The 22,540-nt window shown below is 66.8% G+C and carries 24 protein-coding genes; 11 read left to right on the top strand and 13 right to left on the bottom strand.

Translation table 11 applies throughout. From position 1 onward, the window contains the following. Positions 1 to 6: 6 nt before the first annotated feature. Positions 7 to 642: a hypothetical protein gene (locus tag AVR91_RS04720; RefSeq protein WP_228709125.1), complete on the bottom strand. Its 636-nt coding sequence runs from the start codon at positions 640 to 642 to the stop codon at positions 7 to 9. A 169-nt stretch (positions 643 to 811) separates the two neighbouring features. Here AVR91_RS04720 and AVR91_RS04715 point away from each other — a divergent pair, with 169 nt between their 5' ends. After that, a complete protein-coding gene (locus AVR91_RS04715) occupies positions 812 to 1,216 on the top strand; it encodes a hypothetical protein (RefSeq protein WP_016334642.1) in 405 nt (134 codons plus the stop codon). Here AVR91_RS04715 and AVR91_RS04710 read toward each other — a convergent pair. Beyond that, positions 1,194 to 1,748 (bottom strand): hypothetical protein, encoded by a 555-nt coding sequence (locus tag AVR91_RS04710; RefSeq protein ID WP_063271779.1) that lies wholly within the window; start codon positions 1,746 to 1,748, stop codon positions 1,194 to 1,196. The genes AVR91_RS04715 and AVR91_RS04710 overlap by 23 nt on opposite strands. Before the next feature lie 144 nt (positions 1,749 to 1,892). On the opposite strand from AVR91_RS04710, the gene AVR91_RS04705 reads away from it, so the two are divergent. Further along, positions 1,893 to 3,236: an MFS transporter gene (locus AVR91_RS04705; RefSeq protein ID WP_063271780.1), complete on the top strand. Its 1,344-nt coding sequence runs from the start codon at positions 1,893 to 1,895 to the stop codon at positions 3,234 to 3,236. 152 nt (positions 3,237 to 3,388) lie between these two features. Further along, a complete protein-coding gene (locus AVR91_RS04700; protein ID WP_063271781.1) occupies positions 3,389 to 4,642 on the top strand; it encodes an HNH endonuclease signature motif containing protein in 1,254 nt (417 codons plus the stop codon). Between the two features lie 163 nt (positions 4,643 to 4,805). Here the strand turns inward: AVR91_RS04700 and AVR91_RS44230 are convergent, their stop codons facing one another. From AVR91_RS44230 to AVR91_RS04665, 8 genes are all read right to left on the bottom strand, one after another. Further along, entirely contained in the window at positions 4,806 to 4,934 is a 129-nt protein-coding gene (locus tag AVR91_RS44230; RefSeq protein ID WP_267284091.1) for a hypothetical protein, read from the bottom strand. A gap of 70 nt (positions 4,935 to 5,004) precedes the next feature. Next, complete coding sequence (locus AVR91_RS04695) at positions 5,005 to 5,943, bottom strand: hypothetical protein (protein ID WP_063271782.1); 939 nt, start codon at positions 5,941 to 5,943, stop codon at positions 5,005 to 5,007. A 10-nt stretch (positions 5,944 to 5,953) separates the two neighbouring features. Then, positions 5,954 to 6,721 carry an HpcH/HpaI aldolase family protein gene (locus AVR91_RS04690; protein ID WP_063271783.1) on the bottom strand — a complete coding sequence of 256 codons (768 nt, stop codon included), beginning with the start codon at positions 6,719 to 6,721 and terminating at the stop codon, positions 5,954 to 5,956. Beyond that, entirely contained in the window at positions 6,706 to 7,491 is a 786-nt protein-coding gene (gene hpaH / locus AVR91_RS04685; RefSeq protein ID WP_063271784.1) for a 2-oxo-hept-4-ene-1,7-dioate hydratase, read from the bottom strand. The genes AVR91_RS04690 and hpaH overlap by 16 nt, the downstream gene beginning before the upstream one ends. A gap of 9 nt (positions 7,492 to 7,500) precedes the next feature. After that, positions 7,501 to 8,595 (bottom strand): 3,4-dihydroxyphenylacetate 2,3-dioxygenase, encoded by a 1,095-nt coding sequence (gene hpaD, locus AVR91_RS04680; protein WP_143253885.1) that lies wholly within the window; start codon positions 8,593 to 8,595, stop codon positions 7,501 to 7,503. A 33-nt stretch (positions 8,596 to 8,628) separates the two neighbouring features. Then, complete coding sequence (gene hpaE, locus AVR91_RS04675) at positions 8,629 to 10,134, bottom strand: 5-carboxymethyl-2-hydroxymuconate semialdehyde dehydrogenase (protein WP_063271786.1); 1,506 nt, start codon at positions 10,132 to 10,134, stop codon at positions 8,629 to 8,631. A gap of 13 nt (positions 10,135 to 10,147) precedes the next feature. After that, complete coding sequence (locus tag AVR91_RS04670; protein ID WP_063271787.1) at positions 10,148 to 10,819, bottom strand: GntR family transcriptional regulator; 672 nt, start codon at positions 10,817 to 10,819, stop codon at positions 10,148 to 10,150. After that, positions 10,801 to 12,273, bottom strand: coding sequence for a fumarylacetoacetate hydrolase family protein (locus tag AVR91_RS04665; RefSeq protein WP_063271788.1), 1,473 nt, complete (start codon positions 12,271 to 12,273; stop codon positions 10,801 to 10,803). The genes AVR91_RS04670 and AVR91_RS04665 overlap by 19 nt, the downstream gene beginning before the upstream one ends. 92 nt (positions 12,274 to 12,365) lie before the next feature. On the opposite strand from AVR91_RS04665, the gene AVR91_RS04660 reads away from it, so the two are divergent. After that, positions 12,366 to 13,739 (top strand): MFS transporter, encoded by a 1,374-nt coding sequence (locus AVR91_RS04660; RefSeq protein WP_063271789.1) that lies wholly within the window; start codon positions 12,366 to 12,368, stop codon positions 13,737 to 13,739. A 398-nt stretch (positions 13,740 to 14,137) separates the two neighbouring features. Here AVR91_RS04660 and AVR91_RS04655 read toward each other — a convergent pair whose 3' ends face one another. Then, positions 14,138 to 14,827, bottom strand: a complete 690-nt coding sequence (locus AVR91_RS04655; protein ID WP_063271790.1) for an IclR family transcriptional regulator — start codon at positions 14,825 to 14,827, stop codon at positions 14,138 to 14,140. Between the two features lie 59 nt (positions 14,828 to 14,886). Between AVR91_RS04655 and AVR91_RS04650 the strand changes: the two genes are divergently transcribed. From AVR91_RS04650 to AVR91_RS04625, 6 genes are all read left to right on the top strand, one after another. After that, the gene (locus AVR91_RS04650; RefSeq protein WP_063271791.1) at positions 14,887 to 15,420 is read left to right on the top strand and encodes a flavin reductase family protein; all 534 of its coding nucleotides are present in this window, start codon (positions 14,887 to 14,889) and stop codon (positions 15,418 to 15,420) included. Between the two features lie 30 nt (positions 15,421 to 15,450). Continuing rightward, complete coding sequence (gene hpaB / locus AVR91_RS04645) at positions 15,451 to 16,911, top strand: 4-hydroxyphenylacetate 3-monooxygenase, oxygenase component (RefSeq protein ID WP_063271792.1); 1,461 nt, start codon at positions 15,451 to 15,453, stop codon at positions 16,909 to 16,911. 289 nt (positions 16,912 to 17,200) lie between these two features. After that, the gene (locus AVR91_RS04640) at positions 17,201 to 17,902 is read left to right on the top strand and encodes a hypothetical protein (protein ID WP_076857260.1); all 702 of its coding nucleotides are present in this window, start codon (positions 17,201 to 17,203) and stop codon (positions 17,900 to 17,902) included. Continuing rightward, the gene (thiL, locus tag AVR91_RS04635; protein ID WP_228708270.1) at positions 17,895 to 18,950 is read left to right on the top strand and encodes a thiamine-phosphate kinase; all 1,056 of its coding nucleotides are present in this window, start codon (positions 17,895 to 17,897) and stop codon (positions 18,948 to 18,950) included. The genes AVR91_RS04640 and thiL overlap by 8 nt, the downstream gene beginning before the upstream one ends. After that, on the top strand, positions 18,947 to 19,714 hold the full coding sequence (locus tag AVR91_RS04630; RefSeq protein WP_063271795.1) for a hypothetical protein: 768 nt from the start codon (positions 18,947 to 18,949) through the stop codon (positions 19,712 to 19,714). The genes thiL and AVR91_RS04630 overlap by 4 nt, the downstream gene beginning before the upstream one ends. Further along, positions 19,705 to 20,370, top strand: a complete 666-nt coding sequence (locus AVR91_RS04625; protein WP_063271796.1) for a class I SAM-dependent methyltransferase — start codon at positions 19,705 to 19,707, stop codon at positions 20,368 to 20,370. Before AVR91_RS04630 ends, AVR91_RS04625 begins: the two co-directional genes overlap by 10 nt. Here the strand turns inward: AVR91_RS04625 and AVR91_RS04620 are convergent. Both AVR91_RS04620 and cmk read right to left on the bottom strand, forming a co-directional pair. Beyond that, entirely contained in the window at positions 20,332 to 20,757 is a 426-nt protein-coding gene (locus tag AVR91_RS04620) for an HIT family protein (RefSeq protein WP_228709124.1), read from the bottom strand. The two genes, AVR91_RS04625 and AVR91_RS04620, sit on opposite strands and share 39 nt — an antisense overlap. A gap of 102 nt (positions 20,758 to 20,859) precedes the next feature. Further along, positions 20,860 to 21,507, bottom strand: coding sequence for a (d)CMP kinase (gene cmk / locus AVR91_RS04615; protein ID WP_158077384.1), 648 nt, complete (start codon positions 21,505 to 21,507; stop codon positions 20,860 to 20,862). Positions 21,508 to 22,098: 591 nt separating this feature from the next. Between cmk and AVR91_RS04610 the strand changes: the two genes are divergently transcribed. Next, positions 22,099 to 22,530: a Fur family transcriptional regulator gene (locus AVR91_RS04610; RefSeq protein WP_063271825.1), complete on the top strand. Its 432-nt coding sequence runs from the start codon at positions 22,099 to 22,101 to the stop codon at positions 22,528 to 22,530. Positions 22,531 to 22,540: the final 10 nt, after the last annotated feature.

Here is a 22,540-nt window from a genome sequence, read left to right as displayed (position 1 = left end):
GCCCGGCTAGCGGAACAACTTGTAATTGAGGACGAGGTAGCCGGAATTCGTGGCGATCTTGACGTCGTTCACGCTGAGCCATCCGACCGTTCCCTTGGATGTCCTCAGGCAATGTTGGCCACCGGTGAATATCACCTCGGGCCCGGGCACCGTTCCCTTTCCCTCGGAAACGATCTTCGGGCACTGTGTCGTGGCTTCCTGTTCGGTTCCGTGGTAATAGAACAGGCCCGACCGATTGGAGGCCAAATTGCTTCCGTCGAAGTGGAGGTCCAGGTCGCCATTGGGGCCGGGCGCGGATACCGGGGTGGCGCCCGGTACGTCGAGGTCGACCGCCGTATCCGCCTCGAGCTTTACCTGCTCAGGGATGGTTTGAGCAGGCTTGTCCTCCTGTTGTGGTGTGCCGGCGGCGCTTTGCGACGACGACCTGGAGTGCGTGCCCCGGTCGTCGGCGCCTTTCGCCGGCTGCGCACTGGTGTTGATGAGTGCCACGAGCACCGCGCCGATCAGGCCCACCATCGCGGTTATGACGGCCGCCAGAATTGCACCTCGTCGGCTGACAAGTGCCGCGGTCACCGCCGGATCCGAAGTTTTGTGATTTCCCGGCCGGTTGGTTTTCTTCCGGTCGCGATCATTGTTCGTCAAATGGTCTCCCCTGCGAAAAGATGCTGAAGGAGGCTACAGCAAGATCAAGGGCCAAGCGGTGTCGGAACACGTACGGGCGGCCGCTGTCCGGGTGATGTCGGACCGGGGCCGGGCTCTTCGTCCCGGCAGTCGCTAGTCTTGATCTTCGACTGCGAGGGAGACTGAATTCATGGCGGAATGGGCCGATCTGGTCGCGTTCGTACGGCACGAATATCGGGTGGTGAAGGACGAACCGGACGAAATTCGCATCCGGTTGTCCTACGGTGACGACGACTACGAGGAGCGGGCTCAAACCGTGGTCATCGCGCGGGAGATCTTCGACCGCCGCGAGGACTGGGTGCAGATCGCGACACCGTTCGCGCGGGTCAGCGAGGTCGACCTGACGACCGTGCTGACCGAGATCGGCAACACCATCGTCGTCGGGGGACTGGTGGTGATGGGGGAGCACCTGGTGCTGCGCCATTCCCTGCCGTTGGTGAATCTCGACATCAACGAGTTCACCGATCCGCTCGAACTCGTCGCGGGCTCGGCGGAGCTGCTGGAACAGCAGTTCACCGGACGCGACGACTACTGATCCCCGGGATCTCCTCGAGGGAGGTCACGCGTTCGCATTCCTCTTCGGTGAGCTTGTCGATAGCTGCCCGGTACGCCTGCGCTTGGGCCGTGCCGGGCAGTTCTCCGTCGAGGAGGAGCGGAAGCCCGAGTTCGAAACCGCAGCGGGCCCGTGCCCCATGGCGGTGCCGGGCGCGGGCGACCGCGGTGGCGACACGGAGCCCGTGCTCGGTGCCCGGTGGCGTCGCGGGACGGTCGATTTCGATGGCCGCGTACCGGAATCCGTCTGCCTGATCGCATTTCTCGCAGCCTGTGGGACCCGAGCCGAGCCGGCTGCCGCAGTCGGCGCAGGTCAACCTGTCGTAAGCGGCGTCGACCACCCGCCACTCGAACACGGAAGTGTCGGCGACGACCGACTCGGCGAGGTCGGTTTCCTCCGTCGTCCCGGCGGTGACACCGTATTCCGCGAGGAACAGTCGCCAACGGTCTTCGATACTCGCTTCGACGGCCGCCAAGGCCTCGGCAGGGCGCCCGCCGCGTGGAAGAGCGGTCATGGACGGGATTCTATTTCGGCCGGATCAGGGTGTCCGCGCCGTCTGGACAGGCCCCGCGAAAAGGCCGCGGCAACGAACCCACCAGCCACGCGCGACGGGCAGGATCCGTGGCCCTATCGTGATCGGTCTACCGGGCGGGGGCGAATGACATCTTCTCGATGGGGCGGCCTCGCCGCCCTGCTGGCAGGATTCTTCGTGCTCCTGCTCGACACGACGATCGTCGCCGTGGCGAGCCCGAGCATCCAAGCCGACCTCGGCGGCGACGTCTCCGCGCTGTTCTGGGTGACGGCGGGCTACCTGCTCGCGTTCTCGGTCCCGTTGCTGGTCGCCGGCAGGCTCGGTGATCTCTTCGACCCTAAGCGGGTCTACCTTTTCGGCATGGGAGGCTTCGCCGTCGCCTCCGCGCTGTGCGGGCTCGCGCCGTCGATCGGCTGGCTTATCGCGTTCCGGATTCTGCAAGGCTTGGCGGCGGCCGCTATGTCGCCTCAGCCGCTCACGTTGATCCGTCGGCTGTTCGCCGACGACGAGAGAGGCCGCGCTTTCGGTATCTGGGGCTCGGTGGCGGCCGCCGCCACCCTGCTCGGTCCCGTGCTGGGCGGACTGTTGACCGCGAGCCTGGACTGGCGCTGGATCTTCTGGGTCAACGTGCCGCTCTGCGCCGTGGCCGTCGTCGTGGGTGTCCGCCTGATTCCGGGCAGCCGAGGAGGCGCCGCCCGTTTCGACCTGCTCGGCGCCGCGCTGAGCACGGCGGGTTTGAGCCTTCTCGTCTGGGCTCTGTTGTCCTGGAGCCCGCTCTCGTTGCCTGCCGCCGCGCTCGCCGTCGTGCTGCTGGTCGTTTTCTGGTTCCAAGAACGAAGGCTAGGCGCGGACGCGCTCGCGCCCTTGCGCCTCTATCGCTCGTCCGGGTACTTGTCCGCGAGCCTCGCGATGGCGTCGCTCGGCGCGACAGTGCTCGCGATGGCACTCCCCACGATGCTGTACATCCAAGAAATGCGAGGCTTCGGGCCGATCGAGGCCGCGATGGTCCTCGCGCCGGACGCCATTGTCGCGATCCTGCTGTCGCCACCGGCCGGCCGCTGGGTCGACCGAGTGGGTGGGCGACGACCGGCGATCCTCGGCATGAGCCTGCTCGCGACGAGCCTGCTGCTCATCGGGCTGGTGGTGGTGCTGAACCTGAATCCGTGGTGGATCTCCGTGGGCGCCGCGCTGCTCGGTGCCGCCAACGCGATGGCTTGGTCACCGCTTTCGGCCATCGCGATGGCGTCGGTCGACCCGGATGCCGCGGGTGGCGCTTCGGGTCTGTTCAACACGGTGAGGCAGGTGGGTGCGGTGGGCGGTGTTGCGGCGACCGGGGCGATTCTGGCGGGGCTGGAAGGTCGGCCGGGGTTGGGTTTTGTCGTGGTGTTCGGGTTTGTGGGGCTGGTCGCGGTCGGTGGGGTTGTGGCGGCGTTTCGGCTTCCGGGGGTTGTTCGTGTTGAGGTCGGCTGATTCGGTTGCCGTTCCGTAATTGCGGGAACGCGAGGGTGACTGAGTGGGGCGAGCTGATTTAATCAAATCACTCTTCAGTGTGGTTCGTGCGATTTGGTTTGTTGCCTAAAATTACGAACACGTGTGCGATAGATTTGCGGTATTATTGAGGGGTGTCCGAGACCTTCCTCCCCGAGTTGCCGCAGGAGTTGTGGCGCGCCGGCAAGCTGGAGCTTGCGCATGGTGTGCAGCAGTTCTTGCAGGTGATTCGCATGGCCTCTGCCGGGTTGGGGCAGTTTCTGGCGGAGATCGAGAATCGGGGCGCGAAAGACTTGTATGGGCATGGCAGTACGGCGAGTTGGTTCGCGGAGATGGCCGGGCTCTCGCGCGGTGAAGCGGGCGCGGTGGTGAAGCGGGCTCTCGCGTTGAATCCCACCCGGGCCTTGGATGGCACGGAGGTTCCGCCTGTCGCTCCCGCCACCGCCGCTGTCGCTGCTCAGGGGTTGGTCGGGGATGAGCGGATCGATCAGATCCTGGAGATCTTGAAACGGCTCCCGGCCGACACTTCTGTTGAGGATCGGGCGGTCGCGGAGAAGATCCTGGGTGAGCTTGCCCCGAACGCCGGTCCCCGGCAGCTCGTCGAGGCTGAGGCGAAACTGCTGGGTTGGCTCGACCCCGACGGCAACGAGCCGAAGGATCCCGAGCCCAAAGAACCACGTCGCGAGATCACCCTGGAGCGCCGCAAGGACGGGTTCTGGAAGCTGACCGGTCTGCTGGATGACGAGACCGGGGCCCGGACCGCGGCCGCGTTGGAGGCGCATGCGCAGCCACGGCCGGTGGACGAGTTCGGGCAGGCGGATCTGCGGATGAAGTGCGAACGCATGGGCGACGCCTGGGTTGAACTCCTGGATATGGCGATCGCCTGCCCGGACCAGCCGGGAACCAGTGGTTACCGGACCTTGGTGCACGTCACCGTCGGGCTTGAGGAACTCAGATCGGGTCTCGGGACCGCGTGCCTGGACTTTGTCGGGACGATGACCGCGCGGGAAGCACGACTGGCGGCCTGCGACTGCTTGATGTTGCCGGTGGTGATGAGCGGCTCGGGTGAGCCGCTGGATATGGGGCGGCTGCGAAGATTTGTCACGCCCGGCCAGAGACGGGCACTGAACATCCGCGACGGTGGTTGCGCGTTCCCCGGCTGTCATCGGAGGCCGAAGAACTGCCACGCTCATCATATCGAGCACTGGGCAGACGGAGGTCCCACCGATCTCCGGAATCTCGTGCTGCTCTGCGGTTTTCATCATCGGCTGATTCACCACGGTGACTGGGAAGTACGGATGGCGGCCGACGGGCTACCGGAGTTCATCCCACCCCAATACCGGGATCCGCTCCGACATCCCTGGCGCAACACGCTTCATCACGTCTAGGCCCGAGGAGCCCGCCAGCCAGCCAGGCGACGGGCCCCTCGGCATGCCCGGCGCCGGTGACCGTGTGGATTTCGGGACATCTGACGTCCCAAAACCCACACAGTCCATCACCAACGGACCGATCACGGTCGAGGGCCGAGCACCTCCCGGCAAAAGCCGAAGCTCAGTTCACGCGGCCGGCCATCGCGGGCGGCGTGGAAGCACCGGACGACGAAGGCGGAGCGGCGATCGAAGAAGTGGCCGCCACCGGCTTGATCCCGATCCCGTCGGCCGGGTCCCCCGGCGTGGCCACTCGTCTGCTAAACCCGAATCCGCCGCTCACGGCCGACAGGACCGATTCGGTGCTGACCCGCAGCCCAGACCTAAACCGCCGAGTCCCACCAGCTCAGCACCCGAGTCCCATACAACGTCAGCCACTTCGAAGGCTCACCCGCCGCGACATCGACCTCGAACCACACCCGCCCGGAGTGCCGGTGGGCCTGAAGCCAGGTCCCGTCCGGCTGCCGTGCGGCACGGATGACCTCGACGGCCTCGGCCATCCGCGGGTCCGGCGCCGTCCCGTCGTGCAGCGAGGCCTCGCGGAAGTAGTCGGCCGCGTTCAGCACGTCGTAGAACCAGCGGAACGGATAAGCGAAGACCGTGATCCACGGCGCGATGACCGAACCGGTCGACAGCCGCCGGAACAAGCCGCGCTCCAGCAGGTATTCCTCACCCGAGTGCCGCGAGGCACGTGAAGCCGCAGTTCCGCCGGTCGCGATGTCGAAGGCGAGCAGGCCCTTGAGCGAGTTCAGCGTCGAATGCACGGACGAACGCCGCGATCCCGAGACCCATTCGCAGTTCCAGCCACCGTCGGGCTGCTGGTGTGCCGGGAACCACGAGGCGAGCGAGGTGACGTCGGCGCCGAGCCACAGGCCGTTCGCGAGGGTCCACGCGTTGATGCAGCAGTCGACCTCGCCGCCCCAGTACGGGAGATCGTCGTACTCCCACCGGCTGTTCTCGGCGAGGAGTTCGGCGGTCCCGCGCAGGACACCTGCGTCCACGCCCCATTCCCGCAGGGTGTTCAGCGACCACGTCGTCGCCGTCCACGGCTGCCCGTCCTCCTGGCCGGTGAATCCGGCGGGGAAGAACGCGCCGCCCGCCCACTGACCGTCCGGGTCCTGGTGGGCGAGCAGACGCGCGCCGAAGCCTTCGGTCGCGATCCGTGCCCGCGTCGCCTCCCACACCTCGGGCGGTTCGTGCGCGAGGTCGCGTTCCACCTGCCATCGCAGGGCGGGATCGGAGTCGAGCAGCCACGGGATCATGCCCAAGACCTTAGGCCTGATGCCGCCGCGCGAGCGCCTCCGAACCTTGGGCGAGCAGCGTGACATCGGCGCCGACCAGGACGAACGAGGCGCCGGCGTCGAGGTAGCGCTGCGCCTGCGCAGGGTCGAACGCGTTGACTCCTACTGGTTTTCCCACAGCAAGGACGGCCTCGAAGGTGCGCATGACGGCCGCCGTGACATCGGGATGCGTCTGCTTCCCCAGCAGGCCCATCGAGGCGGCCAGATCGGACGGTCCGACGAACACCCCGTCGACGCCGTCGACCGCGGCGATCTCGGCGGCGGCTGCGACCCCCGCCGTCGACTCGATCTGGACGAACAGCGACGTGAACTCCTCGGCCTTCGCGAGGTAGTCCTCGACGCGGTTCCAGCGCGCGGACCGGGAAAGTGCGCTGCCGACACCACGCACGCCTCGCGGCGGATAGCGGACGGCCCGCACGACGGCCTCCGCCTCCTCCGCGCTGTCGACCATGGGCACCAACAGATTCTGTGCGCCCAGGTCGAGCAGCTGTTTCAGCGCGACCGCGTCGCCGGACGGAGCGCGCACCACCGGCGTGATCGGATAGGCGGCGATCGTCTGCAGCAACGATTGAACGGTCTCCAGCCCGGCGGGGGAGTGCTCGGTGTCGACGAGCAGCCAGTCGAGCCCGGAGCCCGCGCAGATCTCGGCGACGACCGGACTACCCGAGGTGACCCACATGCCGATCCGCGGCCGCTCGCCCAGCTGGTCCCGGAACGGCGGGTCTAGACGAAGCGACATGTGATCGCCCCCAGGTCCCGGTAGTCGGCGGTCACGGTGTCGCCGGCGTGCACCCACATCGGCCGCGTGAACGATCCGGCCAGCACGATGTCGCCCGGGTCGAGCTTGTCACCGTGCTGGGCGAGTTTGTTCGCCAGCCAGGCGACACCGGTCGCGGGATGGTTCAGCACCGCGGCGGCAACCCCGGACTCCTCGATGGTCTCGTTGCGGTACAGCAGCGCAGAAACCCACCGCAGGTCGACGGCGTCCACGGCGACCGGATTGCCGCCGTAGACCATGCCGCCCATGGCCGCGTTGTCGCTGATCGTGTCCACGATGGTCCGGCCCGCCATTTCGATCCGCGACGACAGGATCTCCAGCGCGGGCACGACGTACTCGGTCGCCCGCAGGACGTCGAACACCGTGGTGTCCGGTCCGGCGAGGGAATCACGGAGCACGAAGGCCAGCTCGACCTCGATGCGCACGTTCGAGAACCGGCTGTGCTCGATCACGGAACCGTTCTCGAACACCATGTCCGCGAAGATGGCGCCGTAGTCGGGTTCGGTGATCCCGGTGGCGGCCTGCATGACCTTCGAGGTGAGCCCGATCTTGCGGCCGACCGGACGGCGGCCCGCCGCGATGCCCCGCCGTCGCCATTCGTTCTGCACGGCGTACGAGTCCTCGACGGTCATGTCCGGATACCGCGCCGTCAGCAGCGGGATCGTCTCCCGCGCCTCCTCCGCGGCCGCCAGTTCGTCGGCGATCGCGGTGATCGTTTCCTGTTCGAGCATGTCCCCGCCTCAGAGCTGGTTGCCGAGTTTGTACTCGCCCTGTTTCCAGGCCGGCAGTTCGCCTTCGTCGTCACCCTTGCGGGTGTAGGAGAAGCCGTCGGCGCCGATGGTGACCTCGAGTTCGCTGTCGTCGGTCCGCGCGACGACCGGCTGCGGCTTGCCGTCGAGGTCGAGCACCAGCGAGGCGTCGGTGTACCAGGACGGGACCACCGGCGTGCCCCACCAGTCGCGACGCTGGTTGTCGTGTACGTCCCAGGTGACGACCGGGTTGTCCGGGTCGCCGGTGTAGTAGTCCTGCGTGTAGATCTCGACGCGGTGCCCGTCGGGGTCGCGCAGGTACAGGTAGAACGCGTTCGACACGCCGTGCCTGCCGGGCCCGCGCTCGATGTGGTCCGACATCCGCAGCGAGCCGAGTTTGTCGCAAATGGACAGGATGTTGTGCTTCTCGTGCGTGGCGAAGGCGACGTGGTGCATCCGCGGCCCGTCGCCGCCGGTCATCGCGGTGTCGTGCACGGTGGGCTTGCGGCGCATCCAGGCAGCGTAGGTGGTGCCCTGGTCGTCCTGGATGTCTTCGGTGACCCGGAAGTTGAGATCTTCCATGTGCTTCACCGCGAGCGGGACGTCCGGGGTGACCTGGTTGAAGTGGTCGAGCCGCACCAGCGCGCCCGGGACGTGCAGGTCGTAGCGCCAGCTGAGTCTGTCGACGTGCTCGACGTCGTGGAAGAACTCGAGCGGGAAGCCGAGCGGGTCCTGCACCCGCACCGAGTCCCCGATGCCCTTGGTGTAGCCGTCAGCGCGACGTTCGACCCGGCAGCCCAGCTCCGTGTAGAAGGCGACGGCCTTGTCCAGGTCCTCGGGCGATCGCACCCGGTACGAGAACGCCGCGACCGCCGCGACCGGTCCCTGGCGCAGCACGAGGTTGTGGTGGATGAACTCGTCGATCGTGCGGAGGCTGACCGTGGTCTCGTCCTCTTCGGTCACCGTCAGGCCGAGCACGTCGGCGTAGAAGGCACGCGACCGCGCCAGATCGGTGACGACGAGTTCCATGTACGCGCAGCGCAGGACGTCCGGCGGCGGCGATTTCGGAGTGGGGATCGGCTTCATTGCGTCATCCTTTGTGGACAGTGGAGGGTGGGCTCAGCCCTTGCCGAAGGCGGGGTTGTGCACCTCGCCGAGATTGATGTGCACCGCCTGCTGGTCGGTGTAGAAGTCGATCGAGCGGTAGCCGCCCTCGTGCCCCAGCCCGGACGCCTTCACCCCGCCGAAGGGCGTGCGCAGATCGCGGACGTTGTTCGAGTTGAGCCACACCATGCCCGCCTCGACGGCCTGCGCGAAGTTGTGCGCCCGCTTGAGGTCGTTGGTCCAGACGTACGCCGCGAGCCCGTACTTCGTGTTGTTCGCGAGCGCCAGTGCTTCGTCTTCACTGTCGAACGGCGTGATCGCGACGACCGGGCCGAAGATCTCCTCCTGGAAGATCCGGGCGTCCGGTCTGACGTCGGCGAACACCGTCGGCGCCACGTAGTTCCCGGTCGGGAAGCCGTCCGGACGACCGCCACCGGCGACCAGCCTGCCCTCGGTCTTGCCGATCTCGATGTACTTCATGACCTTGTCGTAGTGCTCGGGGTGCACCAGGGCGCCGACTTCGGTCTTGGGGTCGCTCGGGTCACCGACCACGACGCGCTTGGCCTGCGCGGCGTAGCGCTCGACGAACTCGTCGTAGATCGCGCGCTCGACCAGGATCCGGCTGCCCGCGGTGCAGCGTTCGCCGTTGAGCGAGAACACGCCGAAGATCGTCGCGTCGATCGCGGTCTCCAGATCGGCGTCGGCGAAGACGACGGCGGGCGACTTGCCGCCCAGCTCCATCGACAGTCCTTTGAGGAACGGCGCAGCATTGCCGAAGATGAGGCTGCCGGTGCCGCTCTCGCCGGTGAACGAGATCAGCGGGACGTCCGGATGCTTCACCAGCGCGTCGCCGGCATCCTCACCGAAGCCGTTGACGAGGTTGAACACCCCGGCAGGCAGCCCGGCCTCCTCGAAGATCTCCGCCCACAGCGACGCGGAAAGCGGGGTGAACTCCGCGGGTTTGAGCACCACGGTGTTGCCGGTCGCCAGCGCGGGCGCGAGCTTCCACGACTCCAGCATGAACGGCGTGTTCCAGGGCGTGATCAGCCCGGCGACGCCGATCGGCTTGCGGTTGACGTAGTTCACCTGGCGGCCTGGCACCTTGTAGGTGTCGTCGGCCTGCGCGACGATCAGGTCGGCGAAGAACCGGAAGTTCTCCGCGGCCCGCCGTGCCTGGCCCAGCGCCTGCGAAATCGGCAAGCCCGAGTCGAAACTCTCCAGCGCGGCCAGCCGCTTGTCCCGCGACTCGACGAGATCGGCGATGCGGTTGAGCACACGCGAACGCTCACGCGGCAGCAGCTTCGGCCATGGGCCTTCGGTGAACGCCTTCCGCGCGGCGGCGACGGCACGATCGATGTCGGCCTTCTTTCCCGCGGCGGCCTGGACGTAGACCTCGTTGGTCACCGGGTCGATCACGTCGAAGACGGCGCCGTCGGCCGAATCGACGAGTTCGCCGCCGATGTAGTGCCGGATCCGCTCCGGGACACCGTCCGGGATCGGCCGGGGAGTCGTGCTGGTCAAGATTCCTCCTCAGTCAGCGCTTGGCGCGCTCTCGAGCGTCCAAAAAGGCCTGCATGGTGGCCCAGCGGTGGTTGCGCGCGGCGAATTCGATGTCGAGCGGGTCGGCCTTCTCGGTGATCAGCCGGAGGATCTCTTCGTGTTCCTCGACCGACCGGTGCGCGCGGTCGGGGACGAACGCGAACGTGGAGTCGCGCAGCCCGGACAGCCGGGTCCAGCCCTGGTGCACGAGGTCGAGGATCTGCGGGTTGGGGCAGCATTCGAAGAGCAGCGAGTGGAACTGCTGGTTCAACGCGGTGAACTCGTGCGCGTCGAAATGGTCCAGCAGGGCGATCATGCGCTCGTTCACCCGCCGAGCCCGCGCGATGTTCTCTTCGGACAGCTGCGGTGCGGAGAGCGCGGTGGCGACGCCTTCGACGACGCCGAGCGTCTGCATCGCGTGGACATACTCGTTCTGGTCCACCATCGCGACACGCGCGCCGACGTTGCGTTCGAAGGTCACCAGCCGTTCGGCCTCCAGCCGCCGGATCGCCTCGCGCACCGGAACGACGCTCATGTCGAGCGCGCCGGCGATCTCGGCGAGCACCAGCCGGTAGCCGGGTCCGTACTCGTGCCGGGCGATCCGCTCACGCAGCCACTCGTAGGCGAGTTCGGATTTGCTGGTCGTCTTCACTGCTTCTTCTGCCATGCCTCATACCTTTCCCGCCACAACGGGTTCAGCGGGAAGAGCCCCTCGATCGGGCGGCCCTGTCCGACCTGCTCGGCGATCCAGGAGTCTTCGTCCTCCTGAACGAGCGCCGCGTCGGCGATCTCTTCGGCCAGCGACGGCGGGATGACCACCACGCCGTCGTCGTCGCCGACGACGATGTCGCCGGGCAGCACGGTCGCCCCGCCGCAGGCGACCGCGACGTCGGTGTCCCACGGCACGTGCTTGCGCCCGAGCACCGCCGGATGCGCGCCCTGGGAGAACACCGGGAGCCCGGTCGCGGCGACGGCGTCGAAGTCGCGGACCCCGCCGTCGGTGATCACGCCGGCGGCGCCGAGGTAGCGCGCCCGCAACGCCAGGATGTCGCCGAGCGTGCCGGACCCCTTGTCACCGCGGGCTTCGACGACGATCACCTCGCCGGCGCCGACCGAGTCGAAGAGGCGCTTCTGGGCGTTGTAGCCGCCGCCGTGGGATTTGAAGAGGTCCTCGCGGTTCGGGACGAAACGCAAGGTCCGAGCCGTGCCGACGACTTTCGACCCGGGCAGATTCGGACGCACACCGTCGATCGCGACGTTGTTCAGCCCGCGCTTGCGCAGCTGGGCGGACAAACCCGCGACGGGCGCACGCAGCAGCTTGGCGCGGAGCTCTTCGCTGAGCGAGGGAGCCTTCTCTTCGGCAGGTTCTTCGACGGGCGTTCCCCAGGCTTCCGCGCGCTGCTTGTCGTCGACCTCGGGCAGGCTGCCGATGTCCGAAAAGGCCCGGATGCCCTGGGAAACGGTGGTGTGGAGCCGTCCGCTGCTCAGCGAGGTGCCGGGAACGTCCACTTCGACCACGACGACGTCGCCGGGGGAGACCACGGTCGATCCGGCCGGGGTGCCGGTGAGGATGACGTCGCCCGGTTCGAGCGTGAAGTGCTGGGAGAGATCGGAAACGAACTGCCGCAAGGGGAAGATGAGCCCGGCCGTGGTGTCCTCCTGCACCAGATCGCCGTTCACCCAGGTGCGGACGCGCAGCGACGACGGGTCGACGTCGCGTGCGTCGATGAGGCCGGGGCCGAGCGGGGTGTAGCCGTCGCCGCCCTTGGACCGGACGTTGGAGCCCTTGTCCGCGGTGCGCAGGTCGTAGAGGCCGAAGTCGTTCGCGGCGGTGACCGCGGCGACGTGGTCCCACGCCTGGTCCGGTTTGACCCAGCGGGCCGTGGTGCCGATGACCAGCGCGATCTCGCCTTCGAAGGCCAGCAGTTCGGTGCCGGACGGGCGTTCGACGGTGCCGCCGGACGTGCCGATCGAGCTCGACGGCTTGAAGAAGTACGACGGGTTCGCCGGACGCCGTCCGCGCTGCTCCGCGCGTGACGCGTAGCTGAGATGGACGGCGATGATCTTGCCCGGCCGGGTCTCCAACGGACCGGACGGCGATGTTGCCTCGTAAGTGCCCATGTTCCCCTGAATTCTCGACCCTTGCTTCGTATCTAATAACGTATATGATTCCGTGCCACAGTGGCAAGGTGGCCGACGACAAAGGAGTCCACGTGTCGAACCCAGCCCAGGATGAACGCATATCCGGCCGGACCGCCCCACCGTCCTCCGACCGGCGCCGGGTCGCCTTCGCGACCGTCGTCGGTACCACCGTCGAGTGGTACGACTTCTTCGTTTACGCGTCCGCGGCCGGTCTCGTCTTCGGCAAGCTGTTCTTCTCCGGCCTCGGGGCGAACAGCACGCTCGTTTCCTTCGCCACGGTGGGCGTGAGCTTCCTGTTCCGCCCCCTCGGCGCGTTCCTCGCCGGGCACTTCGGCGACAAGTACGGCCGCCGGGTGGTCCTGGTGCTCACCCTGATCCTGATGGGCGCCGCGACCACGCTGATCGGGGTGCTCCCGACGTTCGACCAGATCGGGGTGCTCGCGCCGGTACTGCTCATCCTGCTTCGGATCCTGCAGGGGATCTCGGCGGGCGGGGAATGGGGCGGCGCCGTCCTGATGGCCGTCGAACACGCGCCGTCGAAGCGACGGGGACTCTTCGGCGCCTCGCCGCAGATCGGTGTCCCGCTCGGTTTGCTGCTGGCTTCCGGTGTGCTGGCGCTGACCAGCCTGCTCGTCCCCGGGCAGGCGTTCCTCGATTGGGGCTGGCGGATCCCGTTCCTGCTCAGCGTCGTGCTGATCCTGGTCGGTCACTACGTGCGGCGCCGGGTCGAGGAGAGCCCGGTCTTCCGGGAGATCGCCGAACGCCGTGAGCGGACCCGGACCCCGATCATCCAGCTGTTCCGCAAGCACGCCGTGCTCGTGGTGGTGGCCGCGCTGGTGTTCGCGGGCAACAACGCCGTCGGCTACATGACCACCGGCGGCTACATCCAGAACTACGCGACCAACCCGAAGGGGCCGCTCGGACTCGACCGCGGCCCGGTGCTCTGGGCGGTGACCGCGTCCGCGGCGACCTGGCTGATCTCGACGTGGGCGGCGGGCGCGGTCTCCGACCGGATCGGCAGGCGGCGCACCTACGTCGTCGGCTGGATCGCCCAGCTCGCCGGCGTCGCGCTGCTCTTTCCGTTGGTGGACACCGGGAACATCGTGTTGCTGGCGCTGGGGTTGATCATCCTGAGTGTCGGGCTCGGGTTCACCTACGGCCAGCAGGCGGCGTTCTACGCGGAACTGTTCCCCGCGTCCATCCGGTTCTCCGGCGTCTCGATCTCGTACGCGCTGGGCGCGATCCTCGGTGGCGCGTTCGCACCGACGATCGCCACGGCGCTGGTCGACGCGACCGGAACTTCGGTGTCCGTCGCCGTCTACCTGGGCGGGATGACCGTCATCGGCCTCATCGCCACTTTGTTGCTGCGCGACCGGTCGGGCATCCCGCTCGGGCCCGACCACGAAGCCGAGCAGGCGGTCAGCCCGCTGCGCTTCTCCAAGTGAGGTCAAGCCGAACGTGGCCTGGTCGGTGCGGGTGGTCACGAGGGTTCAGCATCGGCGGTGTCCGTGATTGACCGGACGACACGGTGATCCGGCGGACGACACGCGTGACTGGGTGGACGACACGAGCGCGGGCGGGGTTTCACCGAGAGGCGTCCGTCCGAACACGCGTGTCGTCCGTCCAGTCACGCGAAACCGCCGTAAGAAACCGGTCCGCGGCCAATCTTTTCGGGAACCAGTAGGTACCTAAAACAGCCTTGGCCCTAACCCGAAACGGCACTCACGACCCACCCTTGACCGGGAATGAAGGCTCCTTTCACCGCATCAGGCGCGGCGAAGGGAGCCTTCATCCCACCGTCAGCCCGCTGCGCTTCCCCAAGTGATCCCGCCGTCCGTGACGCTCACCCGCCGAGAGCGTCACGGACGGCCTTCGCCGCCGCCTTGAGCCGCTCCGCGAGCTCGGCGGGGGTACGTGTGCTGGACAGATAGACGACCGCGAGGGCCGCCGGGGCGTGCCCGCGCAGGGGGAGTGGCACGGCCACCGAGCTGAGGTTCTCGATCACCTCGCCGTGGCTGTCCGCGTAGCCGCGGCCTGCGACTTCCTCGATTCCCGCCGGCCAGTTCTCTTCCGGAAGCTGGGAAAGGATCGCGCGGCCTGGTGCGCCCGCGGTGAACGGATGCCTGGACCCCGGGCGCTGCGCGACGGACGCGACGGCGTGCCGGGGTTCCACGCTGACCAGGGTCACGCATTCCTCGCGGTCCATCACCGCCACGAAACACGTCATGCCGAGCTCGTTCGCGACCGCGGTCAATTCGGGCAGCGCCGCGGCCTGCAGATCGTGTTTGATCCCCGCCGCCAGGGCCGCCAATCGCGCACCGAGTTCGTATTTCCCGGCGGGGTCCCGGGTGAGGAGTCCGTGCTCTTCGAGCGTGCGGATGAGCCGGTACGCGATCGAGCGGTGCACCCCGAGCCGTTCGGCGATCCGGTCGACGCTGAGCGGTTCTTGGGCGTCGGCAAGGACTTCGAGGACGCGGATGCCGCGGCTGAGTGTCTGGGACGTGCTCGCGGCCTTGCGGGAGTCCGAAACCATCGTATACGATCCATTTCGATAGTTGAACTGGCTGTTCGATTATAGAACAGGAACAGACGATGATGTCACGCGAAACCAGTTTTCCGCCGGGATCGAGCCTCTATCGGCCGCCGGCGCAGTTCTTCCGGGGCTGCCTGGGCCGGTTCGCGACGGGTGTCGCGGTGGTGACCTTCGACGCCGCGACGAAACGGCACGGCCTGACGGTGAACTCCTTCACCGCGGTCTCGATGGATCCGCCGCTCGTCCTCGTTTCGATCCAGCGCACCGTGAAGAGCCACGACCTGCTGGCCGACCGTCCCTTCGCGGTCAACGTCCTCGGCGCCGAGCAAGAGGCGCTGGCGATGAACTTCGCCGGCCGCCCGACTCCCGAAGGCGCGCCGACGTGGGTCGAAGGCGGGCACGCGCCGCGACTCGCCGGCGCCCTGAGCTGGTTCGACTGCACGCCGTGGGCCGCCTACGACGGCGGCGATCACACCCTGTTCCTCGGTGAGGTGCGGGAGTTCGACTACCGCTCCGGTGACGCGCTCGGCTTCGTCGACGGGCGGTTCTCGACGATCCACGAATCCGCGCAAGGTCACGAATCCCTGTTCTGACAACGACGTCCACCCGAGAAGGAGCACGACATGGGAGCCCGTACCGGACAGCAGTACCTCGACAAGCTCAACGCGATGACACCGGAGCTGTACGTCGACGGCGAGAAGGTGACCGCCAAGGTCGCCGAGCATCCGGCCTTCCGCAACAACGCGCTGACCTACGCGAAGCTGTTCGACCTCCAGCACGACCCGGCGCACCGCGACGTCCTGACCTACGAATCGCCGGCCACGGGGGAGCGGGTCGGAATGTCGTTCCTGGTGCCGCGCAGCGAGGAGGACCTCAAGCGCCGCCGCGCCGCGTTCTCCGTGTGGGCCGAGTACTCGAACGGATTCCTCGGCCGCACCGGCGACTACATGAACTCGTCGCTCACGGCCCTCTCGGCTGCGAAGAAGTTCTTTTCCCAGGCCGATCCTGTCTACGGCGAGCGCATCGAGAAGTACTACGAGATGGCGCGCGAGAACGATCTGCTCGCGACGCACACTTTGATCCCGCCGCAGGTCAACCGTTCGGTGTCGGGCAGTCAGCAGGGCGGTGGAAACCTGTCGGCGAAGGTGGTCGAGGAACGGGAGGACGGCATCGTCGTCCGCGGTGCCCGGATGCTCGCCACGATCGCGCCGATCGCCGACGAACTCCTGGTCTTCCCGTCGACCGTCCTGCGCGGAACTCCCGAGGACGCCCCGTATTCCTACGCTTTCGCCGTCCCGAACGACGCGCCCGGGCTGAAGTACTTCTGTCGCGCCGGGCTCGACCACGGCCGCTCGACCTTCGACGAACCGCTGGCCTCCCGGTTCGAGGAGATGGACGCGGTCGTGGTCTTCGACGACGTCTTCGTCCCGAACGAGCGCGTCTTCCTGCTGGGGCATCCGGAACTGTGCAACGCGTGGTACTCCGAGACCGGCGCCGGCGCGCTGATGACCCACCAGGTCGTCACCCGCACGCTGGCCAAGACGGAGTTCTACCTCGGGCTCGCCAGTGAGATCGCCGCCGCGATCGGGATCGGCGGCTTCCAGCACATCCAGCAGGATCTGTCGGAGCTGATCTCCTACGTCGAGATCGAGAAGGCCGTGCTGCGCGCGGCGGAGGCCGACGGCAAGCTCAGCGAGGACGGCGTCTTCCTGCCCAAGTGGGAGGTCCTGAACGCCGCCAGGAACTGGTACCCCACGAAGGTCTCGCCGAGGCTGACCGAGATCATCCGCAAGTTCTCCGCCTCCGGCCTCATGGCGCTGCCGGGTGAGGCGGACTTCGAGGCGGAGGGCCGCCCCGACATCGACACCTATCTCCAGTCGGCCACCCTGCCGGCCAAGGACCGCGCGCGGCTGTTCAAGCTGGCGTTCGACGCGTCGGTCTCGAGCTTCGCCGGGCGGGAGTCGCTGTACGAGTACTTCTTCTTCGGCGACCCGGTGCGGATGGCCGGCGCCCAGGTGAACGCGTACCCGAGGGAGGCGCTGCAGGAACGGGTCCGGGAACTCTTGGCACGCGAAGACGGCTGAGTGCGGATTTCGCCGAAATCGCCGTGAATTCGAACGGATAGCGACAGTCGGAAAGCGTCCGTCATCCACCGGGTGACGGACGCTTTTTCACGTCGTGCGGCAGGCGAGTATGTATCGGCCATGATGTGTCCTGCTTTTGTCCAAATTCCCGTCGTCACGAATCCGTGAGCGGGTTACGACGTTCGAGCTAATCTCCGCATTGACCGTTCAAGTCCGCCATGACCGTGCGCAAAAATCCAGGTGCTCTGCTCGGCGAAGGCCAGGACGAAGCGAGGCGGCAGGGGGAGACATGATCGAAACCATGCAGTGCGCGGGTGCGGACTTCTGCGAAGAGCTTTCGGGTTCTGCTGACACTTCCTTCGCCCGTTTCTACGAAGGCGACCCACCGTCCCGGCTAATACATTCGACGGAAAACTTGACGCTGCTGGCCGATATGTCGCCGCTCGTGCTCGGACATCTCCTGCTGCTGCCGTCGAATCACCACTTGTCGTTCGCCCAGGTGCTTTCCCTTCATCAGGACGAGGTGTGCGGCCTTCTCGACGAGTTCATGCCGCTGTACCGGGAGACCTTCGGCGAGCCGCTGATCCTCGAACACGGTTCGAGTGCCGGACAGGAGAGCCACGCGTGCATCACGCACGCGCATCTGCACTTTCTCCCCGTCGACGGAGACGCCGTTGACGACCTCCTGATCGGGGACGGCCTGTTCCACCGGGACCTGGATTCGCTCGGGGAACTCACGCTCGCGCCTTGGCCGTCTTCGGCCTATTTCCTCCGTGTGTACCGGGAGAAAGTCCGGGTTTACCTGCCGACCGGTGCGCAGAAAAGGCAGTATCTCCGCTCGATCGTCGGCGCCGTGCTGGCGATCGAGGATCCGGAATGGGACTACGCGGTGGTGATGCGGAAAAGGGATCTTCGCGAGACCATGCGAATGGTGGATTACTGGCCTGGGAAACTCAGTGGCGACGAGGTGGAGCTGCCCTGTGGTGAGTGAGAAATTCTCGGACGAACCGACGAGACTGGCCACGGCCATCGTGCCGTTGTTCGCCCGGCAGGCAAGCGAGTTCGTCCCGGTTTCGTTCCCGGACGGTGGCCGGGTGGACCTGACCGCGGGAGCCGACGCCCAAGACGACTGCGCGGTCTTCCGGCTGGCGGGCGAGCACGACCTCGTGGTGGGCTCCGATTACGTCCGCGGGCCCAAGTTCAGGCTGTACGAGATGGGACACCTCGACGAATACGACCTGGGGTACTACCTGGTCGCCGCGAATCTGAGCGACATCGCGGCGATGGGCGCGAAGCCGATCGGGCTGCTTTCGGTCGTGCGGTATCCGGCCGAAATGGACGACGCGCTGTTCGGTCTCGTCATGCGCGGCATCCGCGACGCGTGCGCCGCCTTCGGCTGCCTCAACGTGGGTGGCGACATCGGTGGCGCGGAACGCCTGATCCTTTCGGCGTCGGCTCTCGGGGTGTGCCCGGCGGGCCGGGCGCTGCTGCGGTCCGGCGCGAAACCCGGTGACGTCGTCTGCCTCACCGCGCCGACCGGACCCGCCGGAGCGGCGATGGCGTACCTGCGCTCGGGCGTCCCGGACCTGGTCATCGACAGCCTGGTGCCGTCGTTGCTTTCCGCCTGGAAACGACCGGTGGCCAGAGTGGACGAGGGACTCGCGCTCGGCGCCAGCGGAGTGGTCACGAGTTGTCTGGACACCTCCGACGGGCTGAAGGCGGCCTTGCTGAGCATCGCCGAGTCGAGCGGAGTCGGGATCGACGTCGACGAGCGGTCCATTCCCGTCCCCAAGGCGGTGGCCGCCGTGGCCGCTCACGTGGATGTGGAGCCGTTGAGCCTGGTCATGGGCGACTCGGTCGACTTCGAACTCGTCTTCACCGTGCCGCCCACGCAGGTGGACGACCTTGCCGAAGCGCTGAGCTTCCATCGGATCGGTGTGGTCACGGAGCGGCCCGAAGTGGTCATGACCGGGAATAACGGCGAGCGGGCGGACCTGCCGGGCGAGGCGTGGCGGCACCAGCGCGACGGAAAGGCATGAGCCGGAAGGCGGCCAAGATCGCGGACAAGGCGATCCTGCTGTCGGCGACGCTCTTCCTGGCGGGCAAGGCGTACAACGTACCTGCGAAGGCCTTCTGGGACGACCTCCTGCACGACCGCTCGTACCTGCTGCTGGTCGCGCTCGTCACGGCCGGGGTGTTCGGTGCTTTCGCACCGTTCGAAAGCTGGCAACGACGGGCCTTCGTGGACCGGAACGTCATGATGCGCCGTCGCGTGTTGTCCACGTTCGGCAGGTTGCTCGAGATCAGCGCGAAGATCGATCCGCCGCTGGACACCGGCGACCTGGCGCTCCACGTGTGGCGGAAGACGCGCACACTGAGGCATCCGATCCGCGGGGTCCTGAAACGACTGTCCTCCTACCGGATGTCCTCCTTTCCGGCGACGCGGAGTTTCGCGCCGGTGCGGGGCATCGGCGCGGTGGGACTGTGCTGGCAGCACGATCGCGAGGTGACGTTCGATGTCGCACCGTTGGCGGCCTGCCTCACCGACGAGGCGAAGTTCGACGACCACGTGGCGCGCTTCGGTGCGGAATCGGTGATGAACCTGACGTGGGAGGAGTTCCAGGCCCTCAAACACCGGACCGCGCTGTTCGTCACGCCGATCAGAAGCGGGCGCAACAAGTTCGTCGGCTGTGTGAGCGTCGACGCCGGCCGGGGTTACGAGGTGCTCGCGCGGCGGGAACTGCTGGAGGAGATGACCAATCTGGGCATGGCCATCGGTCGCGAGGACTTCGAATGCACCTGAACGACAAGAACCTTCGCGCCTTGGTGTCGAGTACTCGCCGAGCCTACGACGAGAACGCCGCGGTGTACGTCCGGGCCACCGGCACACTCGACCTGTTTCCCGGCCTGGACCACGAACTGGACCGATTCTTCGATGCCCTGCCCGGAAGTTCGGTGCTGGACCTCGGTTGTGGCGCGGGCCGGGACGCCGAATATCTGATCGGACGCGGCGCGGCCGTGATGGCGGCCGACCTCAGTGAGGAGTTGCTCCGGCACACCCGAAGTCGTTGCGCGGTGGACGGTGCGGTGCTCTGCGATCTCTTGGCCCTGCCGCTGGCCGCCGGAGTGTTCGACGGTGTCTGGGCCTGTGCCAGCATCGTGCACTTACCGAGCGAGGCGCACCCGCGCGTCTTCTCCGAAATCCATCGAGTGCTCGCGCCCGGCGGTGTCACGGCGATCAGCCTCAAGGAAGGGGACGGCGAAGGGTGGGCGCGCAGTGCCCGGATGCCGTCGCCGAGATGGTTTTCGTTGCGCAGACGGGAAGTCGTGGTGGACGAGCTGGCCGCCGCCGGCTTCGTCTCGGCACGGGTATGGCCGAGCGGACGCGGCAGCTGGTTCGTCGTGGAGGCGAGGAAAGGGCTACCGGCCGAGCCACTCGTCGGGGTTGGTCCCCGGTAGTACATGACGGATACCGCCTCGCGGATCCGCCACGTCGCCCTCGTAGCGGGGGATCAGGTGGATGTGCAGGTGGTCGATCGTCCGGCCCGCCGCTTGCCCTTCGTTCACGCCGATGGTGTAGCCGTCCGGCTGGAACTGGTCCTGGATCCGGCGCCAGGCCTGCTTGATCAGCGCATAGACTTCGGCGTGCTCGCTCGCCGTGAGCGAGAAGTAGGACTCCACGTGCCTTTTCGGGACGACCTCGACATGTCCCTTGGCGGCGGGGAAGTTGTCCCACCGAACGTAGATCTCGTTTCCGTCGACCAGTACGTCATTCACCGATGCGTCATCGAAATGACAAAAGAGGCAATCGGTGTTCACCGGTTCGGCTACGTTTTTCTTCGCCATCGCCGGTCTCATAACCAATACTCCTCGTCATTGATCGATCACTTGAAGTCATACCCATGGTCAACTTAGCTTCGTCGCAGACAAAGCAGAAGCGTACTCGCACTAACGGTTGATCTCTAATCCTCTGTCGCGACACGCCGATGTCATCAGCCGCAGTACCTGCTCGACGGTGAGGTCGGTGGTGTCGATTCTGATGGCGTCCTCGGCGGGGACCAACGGCGACGTCGCCCGGGACATGTCGGCCTCGTCCCGGCGGATCACGTCGTCGAGAACGTGTTCGTAGGAGGCCGAGCGCTCTTGCCGTACACGCCGCATCGCCCGGACTTCGGGCTTCGCGGTCAAGTAGAACTTCACGGTCGCGGCGGGGAAAATGGTGGTGCCGATGTCCCGGCCCTCGATGACGCAGCGAGGCTGTGCGCCGGCCCAAAGCCTGATGAGGCTGGTGACCCGCTGGCGGACCTCCGCGATCTTGGCGACCGCCGAAACGGCGACGTTGACCCGGGTGGCGCGAAGGTTGTCCGGGGCGTAGCGGTCGGAAGTCAGCAGGCTCGCGGAACGGCTCGCCGTGATCAATTCGTCGCAGAGGCAGGTGACTTTCGTGGCGTTGTCGACCGGAATGCGGCGCTGAAGTGCTTCGAAAGCGATGATGCGGTAAGTCTTGCCGCTTTCGAGATAGCGCAGGTCGAATGATTTCGACAGTGCCAGACAGGTGGTGGTCTTGCCCGCCGCCGCTGGGCCGTCCACCGCCACGACGGTGCCGAGACCTTGTTCGGGCATGATTTTCCTTGCTGGTGGGTGAAGCCGGACTATGGGGAGCAGGGCGCAGACGCTATCACGCGGGACATGCGTCGTGGGGCGACTATGCGAGTTGCCTCGGAGCAGCGAAGATGCCGGGAATCACGCTCTGGCAACGGATTGCGGCCTCCGGATGAAGGTGAACGTGGTCGCCGCGGCCACGCTCCGGCATGGCCTCTCACTCGTCCAGGGCATCGCGGGTGCACCGGTTTGTGTTTGGAGTACGCGGAAAACCCGCTGTGGCAGTGGAGATTCCCTTTCGGGGGTGCAAGTTTCATCCGAATTTCGCACCTTCGGGTGGGCAAGCGGTTATCGCGAGCCACTTCACATCGCGTTTTCACTCGATTGTCGACGAAGGGCGAAAATCTTGACGAGAATCCGTAACGAACGTCACGGAGCCGACGTCGTCAACGGTGACCGCCCATCCCGGATCACGCGAGTCCCGGCGCCGGGCACGCGCGTGCGGTGCCCGGGCATGCGCGTGCGGAGACACGCCCGGGATCCTGCGAACTTGATTCATTCCAGAAAATGGGCCAGACTGCGGCCGTGCCCACGACCCAGGAGTTCGAGCGGATGCTGCGCGGGGCCTCCCTGCGCGTGACGCGTCCGAGGGTGGCCGTGCTGACAGCGGTACGCGATCACCCGCACGCCGACACCGACTCGATCATCGGTGCCGTGCGTACGGAGCTCGGCGAGGTCTCTCACCAGGCCATTTACGACGTGTTGCGGGCACTGACCGCCGCGGGTCTCGTACGGCGGATCCAGCCGTCGGGGTCCGTGGCACGCTACGAGTCCCGGGTCGGGGACAACCACCACCACGTCGTGTGCCGAACCTGTGGTGCCATCGCCGACGTCGACTGCGCCGTCGGTCCCGCACCCTGTTTGACCGCGTCGAACGACCAAGGCTTCCTGATCGAAGAAGCCGAGGTCATCTACTGGGGCCTGTGCCCCGACTGTGCGATCGAACCCCGTTCTTGAGCCCTGCAGT

The sequence above is a fragment of the Amycolatopsis keratiniphila subsp. keratiniphila genome (assembly GCF_001620365.2).
Classification (GTDB): domain Bacteria; phylum Actinomycetota; class Actinomycetes; order Mycobacteriales; family Pseudonocardiaceae; genus Amycolatopsis; species Amycolatopsis keratiniphila.
This window is presented reverse-complemented; position numbering and strand designations above follow the sequence as displayed.